This window comes from Actinoplanes sp. NPDC048988 (assembly GCF_043197815.1).
Taxonomy (GTDB): Bacteria; Actinomycetota; Actinomycetes; order Mycobacteriales; family Micromonosporaceae; genus Actinoplanes.
Window position 1 is genome coordinate 16,535 of record NZ_JBICTW010000011.1, and the last position, 17,399, is coordinate 33,933.

General features: G+C 69.5%; 11 protein-coding genes. 4 read left to right on the plus strand and 7 right to left on the minus strand.

The features are described 5' to 3' along the window. The 5 genes from ACGFJ7_RS29165 to ACGFJ7_RS29185 form a co-directional block, all read right to left on the minus strand. The gene (locus ACGFJ7_RS29165; RefSeq protein ID WP_392644882.1) at positions 1-5,445 is read right to left on the minus strand and encodes an Ig-like domain-containing protein; all 5,445 of its coding nucleotides are present in this window, start codon (positions 5,443-5,445) and stop codon (positions 1-3) included. A gap of 40 nt (positions 5,446-5,485) precedes the next feature. Further along, positions 5,486-7,426: a beta-L-arabinofuranosidase domain-containing protein gene (locus ACGFJ7_RS29170; protein ID WP_360261615.1), complete on the minus strand. Its 1,941-nt coding sequence runs from the start codon at positions 7,424-7,426 to the stop codon at positions 5,486-5,488. A 7-nt stretch (positions 7,427-7,433) separates the two neighbouring features. Next, positions 7,434-8,249 carry a carbohydrate ABC transporter permease gene (locus ACGFJ7_RS29175; protein WP_360261613.1) on the minus strand — a complete coding sequence of 272 codons (816 nt, stop codon included), beginning with the start codon at positions 8,247-8,249 and terminating at the stop codon, positions 7,434-7,436. After that, positions 8,249-9,061, minus strand: coding sequence for a sugar ABC transporter permease (locus tag ACGFJ7_RS29180; protein ID WP_360261611.1), 813 nt, complete (start codon positions 9,059-9,061; stop codon positions 8,249-8,251). The genes ACGFJ7_RS29175 and ACGFJ7_RS29180 overlap by 1 nt, the downstream gene beginning before the upstream one ends. Positions 9,062-9,202: 141 nt before the next feature. After that, a complete protein-coding gene (locus tag ACGFJ7_RS29185; RefSeq protein ID WP_360261608.1) occupies positions 9,203-10,513 on the minus strand; it encodes a sugar ABC transporter substrate-binding protein in 1,311 nt (436 codons plus the stop codon). Between the two features lie 138 nt (positions 10,514-10,651). Here ACGFJ7_RS29185 and ACGFJ7_RS29190 point away from each other — a divergent pair, with 138 nt between their 5' ends. Continuing rightward, a complete protein-coding gene (locus tag ACGFJ7_RS29190; RefSeq protein ID WP_392644885.1) occupies positions 10,652-11,692 on the plus strand; it encodes a LacI family DNA-binding transcriptional regulator in 1,041 nt (346 codons plus the stop codon). A gap of 1,828 nt (positions 11,693-13,520) precedes the next feature. After that, positions 13,521-14,342 carry a phosphotransferase gene (locus ACGFJ7_RS29195; protein WP_392645144.1) on the plus strand — a complete coding sequence of 274 codons (822 nt, stop codon included), beginning with the start codon at positions 13,521-13,523 and terminating at the stop codon, positions 14,340-14,342. Positions 14,343-14,424: 82 nt separating this feature from the next. On the opposite strand, the gene ACGFJ7_RS29200 is transcribed toward ACGFJ7_RS29195, so the two are convergent. Both ACGFJ7_RS29200 and ACGFJ7_RS29205 read right to left on the minus strand, forming a co-directional pair. Next, on the minus strand, positions 14,425-14,550 hold the full coding sequence (locus ACGFJ7_RS29200) for a hypothetical protein (RefSeq protein WP_360260401.1): 126 nt from the start codon (positions 14,548-14,550) through the stop codon (positions 14,425-14,427). Then, positions 14,547-15,938, minus strand: a complete 1,392-nt coding sequence (locus ACGFJ7_RS29205; protein ID WP_392645145.1) for an OFA family MFS transporter — start codon at positions 15,936-15,938, stop codon at positions 14,547-14,549. Before ACGFJ7_RS29205 ends, ACGFJ7_RS29200 begins: the two co-directional genes overlap by 4 nt. A 489-nt stretch (positions 15,939-16,427) precedes the next feature. Between ACGFJ7_RS29205 and ACGFJ7_RS29210 the strand changes: the two genes are divergently transcribed. Continuing rightward, the gene (locus tag ACGFJ7_RS29210; protein WP_392644887.1) at positions 16,428-16,925 is read left to right on the plus strand and encodes a hypothetical protein; all 498 of its coding nucleotides are present in this window, start codon (positions 16,428-16,430) and stop codon (positions 16,923-16,925) included. Further along, positions 16,922-17,365: a hypothetical protein gene (locus ACGFJ7_RS29215; protein ID WP_392644889.1), complete on the plus strand. Its 444-nt coding sequence runs from the start codon at positions 16,922-16,924 to the stop codon at positions 17,363-17,365. Before ACGFJ7_RS29210 ends, ACGFJ7_RS29215 begins: the two co-directional genes overlap by 4 nt. Positions 17,366-17,399 lie beyond the last annotated feature (34 nt).

Here is a 17,399-nt window from a genome sequence, read left to right on the forward strand (position 1 = left end):
CTATGAGCAGCTGATGGCGCCGTACGGCGCCGGCACACTGGTGCCCTCGGCCTTCACGCCGGCCGTGCCGGCGGCGATCTGCGTGGCGCGGCTGGTGAAGGACTGGTAGGCGATCTTGCCGGGGGCGAGGCCGGTCACGGTCTTCGTCCCGTACGGGGTGACGAGCTCGACGGTCAGCGGCCGGTCGCCGTTGTTGCGCGCGGTGACGGACACGTACGCCTTGCCGGCGAGGCATTGTGTCTTCGCCTCGGCGGCCACCGGGACGGCCGGGGCCGCGACGTCGTACACCTCCCACTCCTGGACGCCGGGCGCGCCCTTGCCTTCCTCGGTGCCACTGGCGGTCAGCAGGGCCCGCAGCTTCGTGGTCGTGACGGCCTTGAAACCGACCGTGTTCCACGCCGTCGCGGAGGTGCCGTAGGCCGTCGGCGACTCGACGTCCTGCCAGGCGCCGGCCGGCGTCCAGTACTGGAGCTTCCAGGCGCGGGGCGGGGCGACGCCGTTGCCGTCGCCGTCGATGTCGTCGACGAACCAGATCCGGCTGCGGTCCACCGTCACCGGCGCGGCCCAGTCGAGCTGGATCCACTGCTCGCCGACCTGCGGCCAGGTGTTCCAGACGTCGGTGTTCGGCCCGATCGGCCCGGTCGGCGTGACGCCGTCGGCCAGGTTGTCGGCGGTGACCCAGCCCGGCGTGTACGACGCCGAGGCCGTGCCCGTGCGGGCCACGTTCACCGGCGCCTGCCCCGCCTCGACCTCGAGCGTGCCCACGGCCGAGGTGTTACCGGCCTTGTCGACCGACCGGTACTCGACAGTGGTGGCGGCCGAGCCGATCGGCACCGCGCCGGTCGCCGTCGTCCAGTCCGGCGTCCCGGTCAGCCGGTACTGCACCGCGCCGATGCCCGACAGGGCGTCGGTTCCGGCAACCGTGACCGTCCGGGCTGCCTTGTCGTACGAGGCCACCGCTGTGGGCTTCGTCCGGTCGATGCCGGCCACCAGCGAAGTGACCGCCGAGACGTTGCCGGCGCCGTCGGTGGCGCGGGCCTTGACCGTGGTCGAGCCCTCGGCGGTCACCGTGACCGGCCCGGTGTAGTCCTTGAACGCGCCGTCGCCGACCGCTATCTCGATGGCCGGGGACGGGTCCCGGTTGTCGGTCGCGGAGGCGGTCACCTTGACGTCCGACATGGTCCAGGCCGCTTCCGGCGTGGCTGTCAGCGAGACGACCGGGGCCGAGGTGTCGACCGGTCCGCCGGTGCCGACGGTGACCGTCGCCGTGGCCGGCTTGTCGGTGCCGGCGACCTGCCCGGTCACCTCGAAGGTGCCCGCCTTGGCATAGGACGCGGGGTCGATCGGCGCCCAGGTGACCCCGATGCCGCTCTGCCGCGAGCCGTCGTTGTAGCCGACCGTCACCCCGGCCGGCAGGACGGGCGCGACGCCGACCGCGGTCGTGACCGCCACCGGGTCGACCGTGTTGATCTGCACCGGGGCGCTGCCGCGGACCCACACGTGGGCCGAGGCGGTCAGGGTGGTGCCGGCGACGAAGCCGCTGACCGTGAAGTCGCCGACCTCGGCCAGCCGGGCCGGGTCGATCTCGCCCCAGGCCACCGCGACCGGCAGGCGGGCGCCGTCGGCGTACGTCACCTGGACGGTGGCCGGCAGGGCCGGCTGCACACCGGTCGGCGTGCGCACGTCGACCGGCTGGATCGAGCTCGCCGCGGAGGCGAAGACCCGCCACTCGGTGACGCCGACCGCCGAGTACGCCGTTCCCGCCGCGTTGGGCAGCGCGTTGAACGTGGCCCGGAGCCGGGTCGTGGTGACCGGGTCGAAGCCGACCGCGTTGGTGCGGCCCCGCACGGCCGGGTCGAAGCCGGTCGCCCCGGTGACGTCCTTCCACGCCGTGCCGTCCCAGTACTGGATCTTCCAGCTCTTCGGAACCGCGACGCCACTGCCGCCGGCCGTGCTGTCCGACCAGAAGTCGATGGACGCCCGGTCGACGCGGACCGCTGACGGGAAGTCGTACTGCAGCCAGCGGGTCGCCGGCTCGTTGCCGGTCCACGTCCCCCAGATGTCGGAGTTCGACCCGCCGCTGAAGAACGGCGCCTTGTCGTCGTTGACGGCGTCGACGTTGTTCCAGCCGGCCGTGAAGCCGGCCGACGCGGCGGCCGAGGTGGCGATGTTGATCTCGCCCTCGGCGAGGGCGGTGGCGTTCACGACGACGTCCTTGGTGGAGGTCTCGTCACCGCTGTTCACGGTCAGCCGCAGCACGTGCCGGCCGGCCTCGGTGAAGCGGGCGATGGTGGTGGGCGCGGTGGCCGGGTCGAAGGCGACCGAGCCGCCGGCCGGGGCGTCCACGACCGACCAGGAGGAGGTCACCGGGGTGCCCGGCGTGCCGTCGTCCTGGGCCAGGCCGAGCAGCCGGACCGAGCCGTCCTGGGAGTAGGTGGAGTCCACCCAGGCGTCGGCCAAGGGCTTGGCGTTCTGCGCGTCCGGGGCGGCGGCACCACTGTCGTACGCCTGGATCTCCTTGATGCCGGTCCTGGCGCCGGCCGCGTGGTGCACGGTCACGCGCAGCTTCTGCGCGGTGATCTCCGGGAAGCGGACCTGGTTGAGGTTCCCGCGCGGATAGGCCGGGAACCGGCTCTGCCCGGGCACGGTCTTCCAGCCGTCGCCGTTGTCGTACTCGACGGTGAATTGCGAAGGCGGCGCGTAGCCCTGAACGGTCGCCGTGGTCGACGTCTTGTAGAAGTGGACCCGTACGTCGTCGATTTTCCGAGGCCCTTGCAGGTCGACGGTTATGGCGTCGGTCGCGGTGGGCGAGCCGGCGGTGCCCCAGAAGGGCTCGTTGACCGTCGTGCCGTTGACCGCCCCGGCCGGAGCGCGCCCCGGGGCCGAGAACGTGGCGGTGGCCGGGTGGCCGGCCGCGACATTGGTGGCCGTGTTCATGCCGGCCTTGGCCATGATGTCGGTGACCCGGGCGCCGGCCGCGTAGGTGACGTCCTGCGGCGCCTTGATACCGATCTTGGCGGAAGCGAGGACCTGTACTCCCGGCGCCGCGTCCACAGCGCCGGTGGCCGGGTCGTACACCAGCTTGCCGAGCTTGTCGGCGGTGAAGGCGAGCTGCCCGTCCAGGTAGACCGAGTAGCCCTCCGGGGTGTCGCCGTAGTATCGCTGGCCGCCCGGCGCGTCCCAGACGACGGTCAGGTCCTTGTCGCGGTACCTGATGTTGTTGGCGGTGAAGTGGTCCCACCCGATGTCGATCGGGTCGAGCTCGACCTTGGCGTCGGAGCGCGGGCGCAGGCCCATCGCGTCCTCGATGACGGTGAAGTTGGTGGCGCCCAGGATCGTGTGGTGGATCCAGGAGCGGTAGCCGATGCTCTGGTTGGCGGCCGACCCGTCGGCCCAGAACTCGTTCTGGTCCGGGTACCGGTTGTCGCCGTTGTTCTGGTAGTGCGCCCAGGCGTTCCAGTACAACAGTTTCTTGTACCACTCGGCGTTGATGTACTGCGTCGGGTAGTTCCGCAGGACCGAGGAGAGCATCCGGAACGTCACCGTCGAGTTGATGACGGAGAAGTTGTTGCTGCCCGGGTCGCCCTGCGCGGCCGCGGCCGCCTTGTCGGCCTGGTTGGCCGTGGTGAACGGGAAGATCGGGTACTGGGCGTCGTCGGCGAACAGCCGCAGCGCCTCGACGTACGGCTGGTCGTAGTCGGGGTCACCCGGCTTGGGCATCAGCCCGACCGAGAACGGGTAGTAGTTGTTGATTTCCTTCCACGGCACGAGCGAGTCACTCGCCACGTGCCGGTGCTTGAGCAGATTGCCCTTGAGGCCCATCTCGTCCGGGGTGTCGCGGGCGGGCTCCCACAGGTTCTCCAGCACCGCGGCCTTGACGCGGGCGGCGAAGGCGTCCATCTCGGCCGCCTTGGCGGTGTTCCCGGCGGTCCGGTAGGCGGCCGCGGACGCCTTGGCGTTCGAGTACAGGTAGGCGTTCTCGGTGCGGTCCATGTTCCCGGGCTTCCAGTCGAACGACACCGCGTCGGCGTCGTTGCCGGTCATCGCGCCCCAGCTGTACTCGATGAGCCCGTTGCCGTCGAAGTCGTACGCGTCGAGCAGGCCCTCGACGTCGCTCTCGGCGTACTCGGCGAGGTTCCCGGCGATCGCGGCCGGTCCGCCGTGCAGCTGGTACGAGCGCCAGGCCGCCTCCGAGATGTACTCGGTGTAGCTGTTCGACCAGTTGGCCGGGTCGCCCGGGTTGTCGACGTACTTGGTGCTCTTCGCGACCTCACCGGCCGACACCCACGGCCCGTACGAGAAAGCGGGGTCCCGGAAGTACTTCAGGTCGTCGATGAACATGCCGGTGGTCAGCACGATGGCGTTGTTGTAGCCGAGCACGCCCTCCATCGACGTCGGGAACTGGTAGTCGTTGCCCGGAAGGTCGGCGTCGAGGAAGTTGAACCGCATCAGCCACCAGCGGTAGAACAGCGTCTTGTCGATGTTGTTCTCGGGGGTGTCCAGATACGGGACGTTATCGGCCCACCAGCGGTTGTACGCGGTGACGTGCTCCTTGTACGCGGCGGCCGGGGCGAGAGCGCGGTACTTGGCGTACTCGGTCGCCGAACCCGGAATCTCCTTGGCCACGAGGCCCAACTGCACCTTGGTCCGCACGGAGCCGCTCGCCGGAACGGCCAGCGTCCGCTTGAGGGTGCCGCCGGCCGGGACGAAGCCGTCGCCGGAGAAGCGCGGGAACAGGTCGGTGAGCTTGTTGAAAGCGCGAACGGCGCCGGTGAGTTCGCCGTTGTCACTCTCGAGCGTGCGGGCGAACGGCGAACTCGCGGTGAGCACGACGTCCTTGGCCCCGTTGGTGCTGGTCACCTCGACGTCGGTGACGAGCACGTTCTGGTCGGTGATGTACTTGGTCTGCGTGATCCGCAGCCCGGCGGCGGTGCTGACGAACACCGAACGCCAGTAACTGGGCGTCTGCTTGCGCTGCGCGGCGTCCTCGGTGAGGGTGACGTCGGCCCCGTTCACGGACGCGGTGATGGTGTATCCGCCCTGGCCGCCGGCGATCGACTCGATGTAGGCGAGCTCGCCGCCGAAGCCGAGCACGCCGGGCGTGTGGGTCTTCATGAAGGCGGCCCGGCCCCGGCTGAACAGGTACTGGTTGGCGTCGCCGTTCGACCCGCCGGGCTGGCTGCCGGTCCGGGCCAGCAACTTGTCGACCCAGAAGTCGTTGTCGGTGGAGCTTCCGGCACCGGCCGCCACGTCGGCGTCGAAGATGCCCTGGAGCTGGTTGCGGACGTGGTATCCGGTGCGCTCGTCGGGCACCGGATTGGCGTCGCCCTTGAAGACGGGCAAGGGCGTGCCGGAGTTGGGAGCCGCCTCGGCGGCGGCTGTCGGACTCAGGAAGGTGAGGAGCAATCCGGCGGCCAGGGCCGCCCTCAATCGTGGTGTCTGCACGGACGGGGACACCTTTCTACGGGGGTGTGTGGCCAGGCCGTCAGTCGCCGTTGACCGGCAGCCAGACGCGCATGGTGGAGGGGCCACGACGGGCCCAGCGGTGGTACGGCCGCAGCGGCGCCTCGAACGCCGTGTGCTCATCGGAGGGTGGGGTGGCGGCGCCGTACGGCCACGCGTCGCTGCCCGGGGGCAGCCGGCGGAAGGAGGCGACGACCTCGCCGTCGCGCTCGGCCAGGCCGGCCGTGAGGTCGAGGCGCACCTCGTCGACGCTGAGGCCGCCGGGCAGGTCGACCGACTCGACCGAGTACACCTCGGGGCCGCGCTCGACCGCGACGCTGCCGCGCACGGCGTCGATCCGCGGGTCCCCGAAGGTGACCCGGGGCCGCACCGGCAGGTCGAGGACGACGACCTCGCCGGGGGTGAAGCGGCGGCGGAGCTGCACGGTGCCGGGCTCCACCCCGCGCCGCCGGCCGCCCTCCTCGAGGGTGGCGCCCTCGGCCCAGTGCGGCACCCGGAGGCTGAGCGTCCACGGCGTCTCGGGGGCGCTCACGACGCGTACCGCTATGCGGCCGTCGGCCGGATATCTCGTGTCTATCTCGAGGGCGACGGAACGGCCGCCGGGCAGGGAGACGTCGAGCGCCGACGCCGCGTACTGATGGATCTGGACGCCGTCCTCGTCGGTGGTGGCGAGGTAGGCGCCGAGCCCGGCGAACGTACGGGCCAGGTTGGTCGGGCAGCAGGACACGGCGAACCAGGGCGCGCGCAGGCTGGAGGCGGCCCGCGGGACGATCTGGTCGGGCCGCGGCTCCGTGCCCGGCACCCGCTGGTGCAACGTGTTGGTGTAGAAGAACCGGGTCCCGTCGTCGGCCGGCGAGGCAGCGATGACGTTGAACAGCGTGCGCTCGATCAGGTCGGCGTAGCGCGGGTCGCCCTCGGCCAGCAGCAGCCGCCAGCTCAGCATGATGGAGCCCACGCTGGCGCAGGTCTCCGAGTACGCCCGGTCGGCCGGCAGCACGTAGTCGTCGCCGTAGGCCTCGTCCTGATGGCGGGAACCCACCCCGCCGGTGATGTAGGTGCGGCGGGCCACCGCCGTACGCCACTGCCGGGCCACCGCCTCGAGCAGGTCGGTGTCGCCGGTCTCGACGGCCACGTCGACGGCGCCGGCGCCCAGGTAGTTCGCGCGAACGGCGTGGCCCCGCAGCACGCCGGCCTCGCGGACCGGGAGGTCGTCCTGGAAGTAGGCCCGGCCGAACTCGATGTCGTCGAGGACCTGGTGACCGCGGCGCTCGACGAACAGGCCGGCCTGGTCGAGGTAGCGGCTGTCGCCGGTGACGCGGTACAGCTCGGTCAGGGCCGGCTCGATGACCGGGTGCCCGCAGACCGACGGGATCCCGTCGGGGCCGAACGTGGCGCAGACGTGGTCGGCCGCCCGGATCGCCACGCGGGCCAGTTCGTCGTCGGCGCCGTACGCGCGGGCGGCGGCCACCCCGGCCTGGATCAGGTGGCCGTAGCAGTAGAGCTCGTGACCCCATTCCAGGTCGCTGTAGCGCGGCTGCTGCCCGGGCCGGCCGAAGTTGGTGTTGAGGTAGCCGTCGTCCTCCTGGGCCGCGGCGACCCGGCGGACGATGGCCCGGTAGCGCGCGTCGAGGTCCCGGTCGCCGGCTCGCCCGTACTCCCAGGCCATGGCTTCCAGAAGCTTGTAGACCTCGCTGTCGGAGAACTCGCGGCCGCGGCGGCCGGCCGGCAGCCGGCCCTCGACGGCGGCGTCGAAGTTGGGCAGCCAGCCCGCTTTCTCGAGCCAGTGCTCGATGTGCGCCAGCGACGCGGCCCGGTTGGTCTCCTGGCGCCGCTGCCAGAATCCGGGGCGCAGGGTGACCTCGCGCAGGCCGAGGGGACGAAGACGGCCGGTGCTGGGTGCGGCGGGAGTACCCCCGCGCGCGGTCCAGTCCGTACGAGTGGGGAGTGCTTCGTTGATGGTCACGTGTTGATCAACCCTTGAGTGCGCCGGACATGAAACCACGGACGTAGTGCCGCTGGAGGGCGAGGAAGAGCACGATGCAGGGCAGCGCGAGAACGACCACGCCGGCCTCCGTCGCTCCGTAGTCGACGATGCCCATCACCTGCTGGCGCATGTTGGCCACGGCCAGCGGCAGGGGCAGCTTCTCGGAGTCGCTGATCAGCACCAGCGGGGTGATGAAGTCGTTCCAGGCGGCCAGGAAGGCGAACAGGCCCACGGTGATCAGGCCCGGCTTCACCGCCGGCATCAGGATGTGAGTCAGGGCGCGGAAGCTGCCGCAGCCGTCCACCTCGGCCGACTCCTTGAGGTCCTTGGGAATCGCCTCGAACGAGATGCGCATCATGAAGACCGCGAACGGCAGCTGGAACATGGTGAGCACCAAGGCCAGGCCGAACAGCGAGTTCTGCAGCCCGAGCTGGTTGAGCAGGACGTAGAGCGGGATCAGCAGGGTCGCGTACGGGACCATGAGAATCGCCAGCGTCACCAGGAACAGCACGTTGCGGCCGGGGAACTTGAACATCGCGAACGCGTACCCGCCGAAGGTGGCCACGCCGAGCGTGAACAGCACGGTCATGGCCGAGACGAGGGTCGAGTTCAGCAGGTACTGCCCGATGCCGGCCTGATAGTTCGCGAGGGTCTCGTAGTTGGCGAAACCGAAACCCTTCGTCTGGGCCGTGCCGGGCTGCGGGCTCACCGACGCGTACGAGGCCCAGAGGAGCGGAAAGAGAAAGAGCAGGGCCAGGGCGCCGGTGAGTACGTACTGGGGCATGCGGACGAAGCGCAGCATCAGCTCTCCTTGTCTCGGAGGCCGCGGAACTGAAGGGCGTTGAGGACCAGCAGCGCGACGAGGATGAGGATCGACAGCGCGGCCGCCCGCCCCAGGTTGTTCTGTCCCTGGAAGGCCATGTTGTAGACGAGCTGGACGATGGTGATGGTGCTGTTGTCCGGGCCGCCCTTGGTGAGGATGTAGAACTGGTCGAAGGCGAGCAGGGAGCCGGTGACGCAGAGGATCGTGCAGAGCGCGATCGACGACTTCAGCAGCGGCAGGGTGACGTACCGGAAGGTGTGCCAGCGGTTGGCGCCGTCGAGCCGCGCCGCCTCGTACACATCCGCGGAAATGCCTTGCAGGCCAACGAGAAGAAGCAGCATGTAGAAGCCGGCGAACCGCCACACGATCAGCGCGACGGTCGACCAGAGCGCCTTGCCCGGCGTGCCGAGGAACGACACCGGGCCGAAGAAGTCGAGCGGGCTGCTCTGCGGCGAGTAGAGGGCGTAGAAGAGCAGCGAGGCCGAGGCCAGGCCGAGCGCCGACGGGATCAGGAACGACGTACGCAGGAAGCCGGTCCAGCGCGTCGACTCCTGCACCAGCAGGGCCAGGCCGAGGGCCAGGGCCAGCAGGATCACGGTGGTGACGACGGTGTACTTCAGGGTGAACCACACCGCCGGCCACAGCAGCCGGTCGTCGAGGACGTCCTGGTAGTTCTCCGGGGCGTTCCAGCCCTGGTCGCCGGCGAACAGGCCCCAGTCGGAGACCGACATCCGCGCGACGATGATGATCGGCACGACGAAGAAGAGCAGGACGAAGACGGCGGTGGGCATCGCATAGACCCACCCCTTTTCGGACCGCCTTTTTGTCGGCTTCATTACTTTGGCACTGGCTTCCCGGTGCGCGACAAGAGGTGATGCCACGGCGCTTTCCTCCGTTGTGAGGGCGGCGCTTTTCACGGCGCCGCCACTACGTCACTGACCCAGGACCTGCGTGATGGCCTCGTTGTCCTTCGCGAGGCTCGAACCGTCGCCGTAGACCTGGTTGCGGAAGAGGGTCACCCAGGGGCTGCCGGGCGCGTTGAACGCCTGCTGGAAGTTGACCGCCACCGGCGTCTTGCTCTGCGGCGACGCGGCCACCTTGTTGATCGTCGCGACCCGCGGGTCCTTGGCCGAGTACTGGTTGTCGGCCAGGTCGGTGCGCGACGGCGAGGTGTTGTTGGCGGCCAGCACGTCGACCTGACCCTGCTCGGACATCATCCAGGCCAGGAAGTTCCAGGCCTGCTGCGCCTTCTTGGAGTCCTTGGAGACGCCGACGCCGTCACCGCCCACGAAGGTCGAGCCGGCGCCGGCCGAGGCGCCCGGGATCGCGGTGACGCCGACGTCCACGGTCTTGGCCGCGGTCGGCAGCAGCGTCGCCGGGTACGGCATGACGCCGATCTTGTTTTCCTGGAAGGCGGCGACCCAGGTCGCGCCGGTCTCGTCCTTGGAGCCGGGAGCGATGGCGCCGGCCTTCTGGAGATCACGCCAGGTGCTGTAGACCTTCTGCGCCTCGGGGCTGTCGAGCAGCGACTTCTCACCCTGGTCGGCCAACACCTCGGCGCCGCTGGCCCAGACCATCGGGAACCAGGTGAACACGCCGCAGCCGCCGCAGTTGCCGCCGAAGTAGGTGCCGTTGACGCCCGGCTTGTTCAGCTTCTGAACGGCGAGCGCCTGCTCCTTGAACTCGTCGAGAGTGGCCGGCCCCTTCTCGGGGTCGAGCCCGGCCTCCTTGTAGAGCTTCTTGTTCCAGAAGATGACCGACAGGTCGAGCACGAACGGCAACACGAACTTCTTGCCCTCGTACGTGCCGGCCTCGATGTGCCCCTGGTTGATCTTGTCGGCGTACGGAAGCTTGCCGATGTTGCCCGTCAGATCGGCGAACAGCCCGGCCTTGGTCCAGTTCGGCACGTAGACGATGTCGGCCGCGAACAGGTCCGGCAGATCGCCGCTGCCGGCCGCCGCACCGACCTTGGCGACATAGTCGTCGTTCGGGACGATGGTCAGCTTCACCTGGTTCTTGTGGCTTTTGTTGTACGCGTCCACGAGCGCCTTGGCCTGAAGCTCGAGCGGCGCGCGGGTCCAGAGGGTCAGTTCCGAGCCGTCGTCGACCCCCTCGGCGGTCACCTCGGCCAGCGCCGCGGCCGGATTGCCCTTGTCGTCCCCGCCCCCACAGGCGGCAACCGCGGGCGTCATGAGCCCCGCGAGGGCGGCGACAGCGATGCCTTTCAATATCGTGCGTCGCACGGATGCACCTCCATGTTTTCGGTAAGTTTTCGGTCATGCCCGTTATGGGGTAGCCTTCAGCGCAGCGACCTGGGGTTTTGGGGACCGAAAACGTTTTCAGGAACGTAATACGGAGGAAATTTCTTGTCAAGAGCTTCGATGAGCGCTCCGTCTTCATCGGACGGAGACCAGCCGCCCACCCGCACGGTCACCCTGCGCGACGTCGCCCAGCTGGCCGGCGTCTCCATCGCGACCGCGTCGAAAGCCCTCAACGGACAGCCGCAGGTGCGCGCCACCACGAGGGAGAAGGTGGTCCGGGCCGCCGAGCAGCTGTCCTTCTCCCCCAACACGCTGGCCCAGGGCTTGATCACTCAGCGCAGCGGCACGGTGGGCTTGCTGACCTCCGACCTGGAGGGCCGCTTCTCGATCCCGATCCTGATGGGAGCCGAAGATGCCTTCGGTTCCGACCAAACGTCCGTCTTCCTTTGCGACGCCCGCGGCGATAACGTGCGCGAACGCCACCACTTGCGCGCCCTGCTGTCACGCCGGGTGGACGGCCTGATCGTGGTGGGCGCCCGCCCCGACGCCCGCCCGTCACTGGGCGACCTGCCGGTGCCGGTGATCTACGCCTACTCCCCCTCGGACAGCCCGCAGGACCTCTCCCTGGTCACCGACAACGTAGGCGGCGGCCACATGGCCGTGGACCACCTGATCCGCCACGGCCGCCGCCGCATAGCCCACATAACCGGCGACGCCACCTACGGCGCCGCCCGCGACCGGGCCGCAGGCGCGCTCAACCGCCTGAGAGAAGAAGACCTGCCGTTGGCCGGCGACCAGGTCTGGTACGGCGCGTGGTCGGAGGCCTGGGGCCGAGGAGCCACCCGCATGCTGCTGCGCAGAGACCCGACGGTGGACGCCATCTTCGCCGGCTCCGACGAGATAGCCCGAGGCGTCCTGGACGTGCTGCACCAGGAGGGCTTGGACGTCCCCGGCCGGGTGGCGGTCATCGGCTTCGACAACTGGAACATCCTGGCCGCCAACGCCCGCCCCCCACTGTCCACCATCGACATGAACCTGGAACAGCTGGGCCGCCTGGCCGCCCAGCGCTTGTTCGCGGCCATAGACGGCACTCTGGGCTCCGGCATCGAAACCATCCCGCCCCGCCTGATCACCCGAGAATCGACAGCCCCCTTGGACTGACCTCGACCCATCTCCGAAACCACATCACCAGCGCCCCGTGCGGAAATTTCAGCGAGTCATAATTCGCAAGGGCGAGCCCACAAGGAAACTTCGCAGAATGGCCGATCCGCGCGCTTTCCATCGCCGCCCCGGTCGCCGTATTATGTCCAGCGAATGGCCTCACTCGACGAATAACCAGGCTCACCCTGCGACGAGATCACCGCGCTCATATCACCAATGGCACCAGCGCGAGTGACGCCACCCGCGGCGACCTTGCCCACGCCGCGCGGAACCACTCGATGCTGAACGGCACGACCACGCCCTACCACCAAAACCCACAGTGCGGCGCGCGGATCCACCCGGCCCAGCGGACTCGCCCCCAGCGGTGGCCCGCGCCTCCGCCTCGGCGCTACCTATAGCCTCGGGCTGGCGCCGCTCCATCGCCTCGGCCAGTCGCCTCGGGCTGGCACCACCGCTTCGCCCCGGTCAGTCGCCTTCGGCTACGCCACCGCTTCCCCCGGCCAGCCGCCTCCGGTTGCCCCCTTCCCCGGCCAGCCGCCTCCGGCTGCGCCACCGCCCCACTGTCTGACCAGTTCGACCCAGGAAGCACCACCACCATCGCCGCCACGGGCTGGCCAGTCGGCTCGGACTGCGCCGTGGCCACCGCTGGCTCGTCGACTCCAGCGACGCTGCGGCTTTGGCCTGGTCATCGGCCCGAGCTGCGCCGCCACCCTGGCCTGGACTGCCTGCCCGGGCCGCGCCGCCACCTCGGCCCGCACTATCGATCCCGCCACCCCGGTCCGTACTACCGACCCGCACGGCACCCCCACCCAGCCCGTACTACCGACCCGGGCGGCACCCCTCTCCGGCGCGCACTATCGACCCGCGGGGCACCGCCACCTCGGCCCGGAGTGCCGACCTGGGCTTCGCCGCCACCCCGAGCCCGCACTACCGACCCGCACAGCACGGCCACCCCGGCCCGGAGTGCCGAACCCGGCTTCGCCGCCGCCCGGGTCGTCGGCTCGCGCTGCTCCACTACCTCGGCCTGGACCGCCAGCTCGGGGTGCGTTACCGCCTCGGCCGGAGCCGCGCTCTCGGTCCGCACTACCGACCCGCACGGCACCGCCACCCCGGCCCGGAGTGCCGACCCCGGCTTCGCCGCCGCCCGGGTCGTCGGCTCGCGCTGCTCCACTACCTCGGCCCGGGCCGCCGACTCGGGGTGCGTTACCGCCTCGGCCGGCGCCGCGCTCTCGGTCCGCGCTGCCGGCTCGGCTCCCACTGGTTTCTGCGGCCGGCCGGCGAACACAGTCTGCGGCGCGCCGTGCGGATGACCACCGGCGCCGGCCGGGCCGCCCAGATCCGGTCGCCGCGCACACGTGAGCTCGTCGTCCCACAGCAGTGGCGGTATCCGTTCGACCGCATCGTGTAAGCCCAACTCCCCGCACAACCGCGAACAGCCATGCAATCGACACAGTTTCAACGCATGACGCCGTTTGAGGCCCCACCGCCTCCGCTCCGCCTGAACACGCCGGAATTCCACCATGTCCGGCGCATGACTCGGCACACCGGACCAGTCACGCATCGCCGATATCTCAGACCTAGAAAAGGACTCCAGCTGCGCCATGAACCATTATCCCGTACCCCGAAGATCGAAAACAAAGAAAGGATCATGCCAAATAAAGAATCGTGAATAGGGGATTCAGCGACACAGCGCGCCCACACTTTGCGGCACCGTCACTATTCGTGTGGGGAGGAGCCGCTGCGCATGACGCCCACCTCCATCGTGCTTGTGCCGGCCGGCCGCGCGGGCGCTCGATCGGGGGTCAGGACGAGCCGGGCCGGCGGCCGCATGGGGAAACGAGGCGACGCACGCTTCCGGTGGGAGGCTAGGCTGCCGGCCGTGGTGCAGACTCATGATCTGGCGTTCCGCGGAGACTCCGTCGTGAAGCGGTATGCGTCATGGGACCGCGGTGAGCATCGGCGTGAGTGGGCCGCCCTGGGTGACATCCAGCAGCACGGGGGCGTTCTGGCTCCTTGTCCGGTTGAGGCCAGACTCGACGATCGGCCGCCGACGGTCACCATGTCGCGGGTTCCCGGCGATCCGCTCACTGATCAGCCGACCGAGGTTCAGCTGGCCGGCGTGGTCGACGCGGTCACGCGGCTCTGGGCCGTGCCGCCCCGCGGTCTGGCCGAGCTGGGTCCCTGGTCTGACGACCTCGACTTCGCTCGTCGATTCACCGGCGCACCCCGCCCCACCGGCCGGGTCGCGGCGCGTGCGTACGACGCGGCGCAGCTCTGGTGGCGTACGGAGGATCCGGCATTGCTGCGCCGTCGTCCGGCGACCCTGGTTCTCGGGCACCGGGATCCGAACTTCGCCAACTACCTGTGGGACGGCCGTCAGGTCTGGATCGTGGACTTCGAGGACGCTGCCGTCTCGGATCCCGCGACCGAGCTGGCCATCATGAGCGAACATCTGTCCTGGCGCGGTATCGACGCTGATGACCTCTGCCGCCGCTTCGACGTGGATCAGGCCCGGCTGCTGGCGGCGCGGCGCCTGTGGGCGATGTTCTGGCTGTGGCTGCTTCGGCCGGACGGGTCCTCCGTACGCCGGAATCCGCCGGGAACCGCCGACCGTCAAGCCCAGCGACTGCTGGATCTCCTCGATCGATGATTTTGAATGACTTGCGAGAGACGAGGACGAGAGCAGCATCCAGACCGGCACCAGCCGGTCTGGATGCTGTGGAAAGCGCCTACTAGTCGAAGAGTTTGGCGGCCGTCATCGCGGTCTGGATGATGCCGTAGCCGAGCAGCACGGCGACCAGCAGCCAGGACAGGACCAGGCGGAGGGTGCTGGTCGTGGTGGTGTTGTCGGTGGTCATGCGGCGGCCTCCTTCGCGGCCGGGGTGGACGCGGGCTCGTGGTAGGTGGACGGGACCGGGCGGATCAGCAGGTTGGCTATGAAGCCGACGGCGAGGACGCCGACCATCGTGAGCAGGGCCGGCTGGTAGGCCGAGGAGGTCAGCGTGCCGGGCTTGCCCTGCTGGTCGAGGAAGCCGTTGACGATCAGCGGGCCCGCGACGCCGGCGGCGGACCAGGCGGTCAGCAAGCGGCCGTGGATCGCGCCCACCTGATAGGTCCCGAACAGGTCTCTCAGGTACGCCGGTACGGTCGCGAAGCCGCCGCCGTAGAAGGACAGGATCACGCCGGCCAGCAGGACGAACAGGGCCGTCGCGACGTCGCCGACCAGGGCCAGGAGCAGGTAGAGGACCATGCCCACGCCCAGGTAGACCATGTAGATGGGTTTGCGGCCGATCAGGTCGGACGTCGACGACCAGGCGAAACGGCCGGCCATGTTGAACAGCGACAGGACGCCCACGAAGCCGCCGGCCGCGGCGACGCTGACCGTCGAGACGCCGTCGGAGCGGAAGAAGTCCTGGATCATCGGGCTGGCCTGTTCGAGGATGCCGATGCCGGCGGTCACGTTGCAGAACAGCACGATCCACAGAAGCCAGAACGCTTTGGTACGGATGGCGTTCGCGGCCGAGACGTTGGCCGTGGTGACCAGGGGCTTCTCGCGGACGGAGGCGGGATTCCAGCCGGCCGGCTTCCAGCCCTCGGCCGGTACGCGGATGTTGGCCACGCCGAACATCATGATCAGGAAGTAGCCGATGCCGAGGGTCAGGAACAGCAGCACCAGCGCGTGACCCGAGGCCACTGAGGTCGCCACGTTCGGGTCGTAGTCCGGGTCGTACAGGGAAAGCAATTGTCTTGAGGCCGGACTGGCGATCAGAGCGCCACCACCGAAGCCCATGATGGCCAGGCCGGTGGCGAGTCCGGGGCGGTCGGGAAACCACTTGATCAGCGTGGAGACCGGCGAGATGTAGCCGATGCCCAGGCCGATGCCGCCGAGGAAGCCGTACCCGAAGTAGACCAGCCACAGTTGCCCGGTGGCTATGCCGAGGGCGCTGACGAGGAAGCCGGCCGCCCAGAAGCAGGCGGAGACGAACATGGCCTTGCGGGGGCCGTTCGCCTCGACCCACGTGCCGCCGACGGCCGCCGACAGGCCCAGCATGACGATGGCGATGCTGAAGATGACGCCGATCGCCGTCTGGCTGGCGTCGAAGTGCGCGATGAACGAGTTCTTGTACACGCTGGTCGCATAGACCTGCCCGATACACAGATGCACGGAGAGCGCCGCCGGCGGGATCAACCACCGGCTGTACCCGGCCGGCGCCACGGTGTGCTGGCGGTCGAGCGCGGTGAGCAGGGACAACGAAACCGCCTCCAACCCTGGGGGATGAGATCGATCCTCACCTCAAACGTTTGCGGCGGCAACCCGGGAGCGAGATCAAATCCCATTGATACGGTCGCGGCCGGAGGAGGTGCGCGGTGCGGCGTTCCCTGCTGGTCGTCATATTGATCTCGGCGGTTCTGGGTACCGTCCAGGGCCTGGTCATCAACTTCGCGTCGGAGAAGGTGCCGCCGTTCTTCACGGAGGACCCGTGGCGACCCTGGCTGATCCTGGCGCTCGTGGTCGCGGCGCTGGTCATCGTCGCGCTGGCGACCGCACCGCCCCCGCCACCGGCTTCTTCGCCCCCGCCGTCGCGCGAAGCTCGCCGGCGGGCCAGGCTGGCCTCGGTGCTGTGGGAGGACGTGCGGACCACCGGGTCGCTGCCACAGAGCACGCACGCGGTGATCGAAAGCTACGTGCGGTCGCGGCTGGCCCGCGACCGGGACGATCGAGAACCGCTTCGCGGTGGACGTCGGCACGACCCGGACGGTGGCCGAGGAGCTCGCTTTCCTGATGCTCGCCGACCCGGGTCTCGGTCTGTCCGCGAGCCGGTCCGTGGTCTCCGCGCGCCTCGTGAAACAGACAGCGTTCTCAGCCGACGAGGTCGAGTCGGCGATCGACGCGCTGCTCTATTGCCATCTCACCCGTTACGCGGACGCCGAGGCCCGGGACAGGGTCACGTTCTCGCATCGGCGCCTTCAGGAGTACTTCGCGACTTGTGCGGTCATCCGCGACGAAAGCGCGGTGACGCCGGCCCAGCTGCTGAGCGACGGACGCTGGCGGGAGACCGCGGTCGTGGTTCTGCAGACCCAACGGGTGGAGCATTCCGTCGACCTGCTGACCGCGATCGAGCGGCGGCTCTGGACGGCGGCACGCGACCCGTCCACGTTCTGGCCGTCGGGAGCGCTCTACCTGCTGGACCTGATGGCCGATGCCCTCACCCCGGAGGACATCGCGCGGTGAGCAGGGCGGCGAACAGGATCCTGGGCCGGGCGTGGTCGGAAGGTGGCCGGCTGGATCAGAAGTGGGTGATCGAACTCTGCGCGGCGGCTGGTGCGGACCAGGCGATCGGCTACCTCGCGCGGGCGTTCGCCAGCGACAGCTTGTGGATCCGGGATGAGGCGTACCGTCAGGTCCGCCGCGTCGGGCCGGGGGTGGCGACGCTCGAACCCGAGATCCGCCAGGCTCTCGTCGACATGAATGTGGACGGGCGGCTCCGGCGTGAGCGGCGTTCGACCCGGATCCAGATGCGGCGGTTGCCCTTCGCGGACCGGCTGCCGCAGGTGATCGACCTTCTGCTGGCGGGACCGATCGCCGCGTATGTCGCCGCCCCGCTCGGAATCGCCCTGGTCCTGCCCTTCGTCGCGGAGGCCGGCCTGCTCTCGTCGCCGGTCTTGTTCTGAGTATCGCCGCGCTGACCATCGCATGGCTCAGAGA

Excerpts from the sequence above, each read along its gene's own strand:
- ACGFJ7_RS29195 (WP_392645144.1), top strand. The coding sequence starts at position 13,521 with ATGGGGAAACGAGGCGACGCACGCTTCCGGTGGGAGGCTAGGCTGCCG.
- ACGFJ7_RS29180 (WP_360261611.1), bottom strand. The coding sequence starts at position 9,061 with ATGCCCACCGCCGTCTTCGTCCTGCTCTTCTTCGTCGTGCCGATCATC.
- ACGFJ7_RS29200 (WP_360260401.1), bottom strand. The coding sequence starts at position 14,550 with ATGACCACCGACAACACCACCACGACCAGCACCCTCCGCCTGGTCCTG.
- ACGFJ7_RS29190 (WP_392644885.1), top strand. The coding sequence starts at position 10,652 with ATGAGCGCTCCGTCTTCATCGGACGGAGACCAGCCGCCCACCCGCACG.
- ACGFJ7_RS29175 (WP_360261613.1), bottom strand. The coding sequence starts at position 8,249 with ATGCTGCGCTTCGTCCGCATGCCCCAGTACGTACTCACCGGCGCCCTG.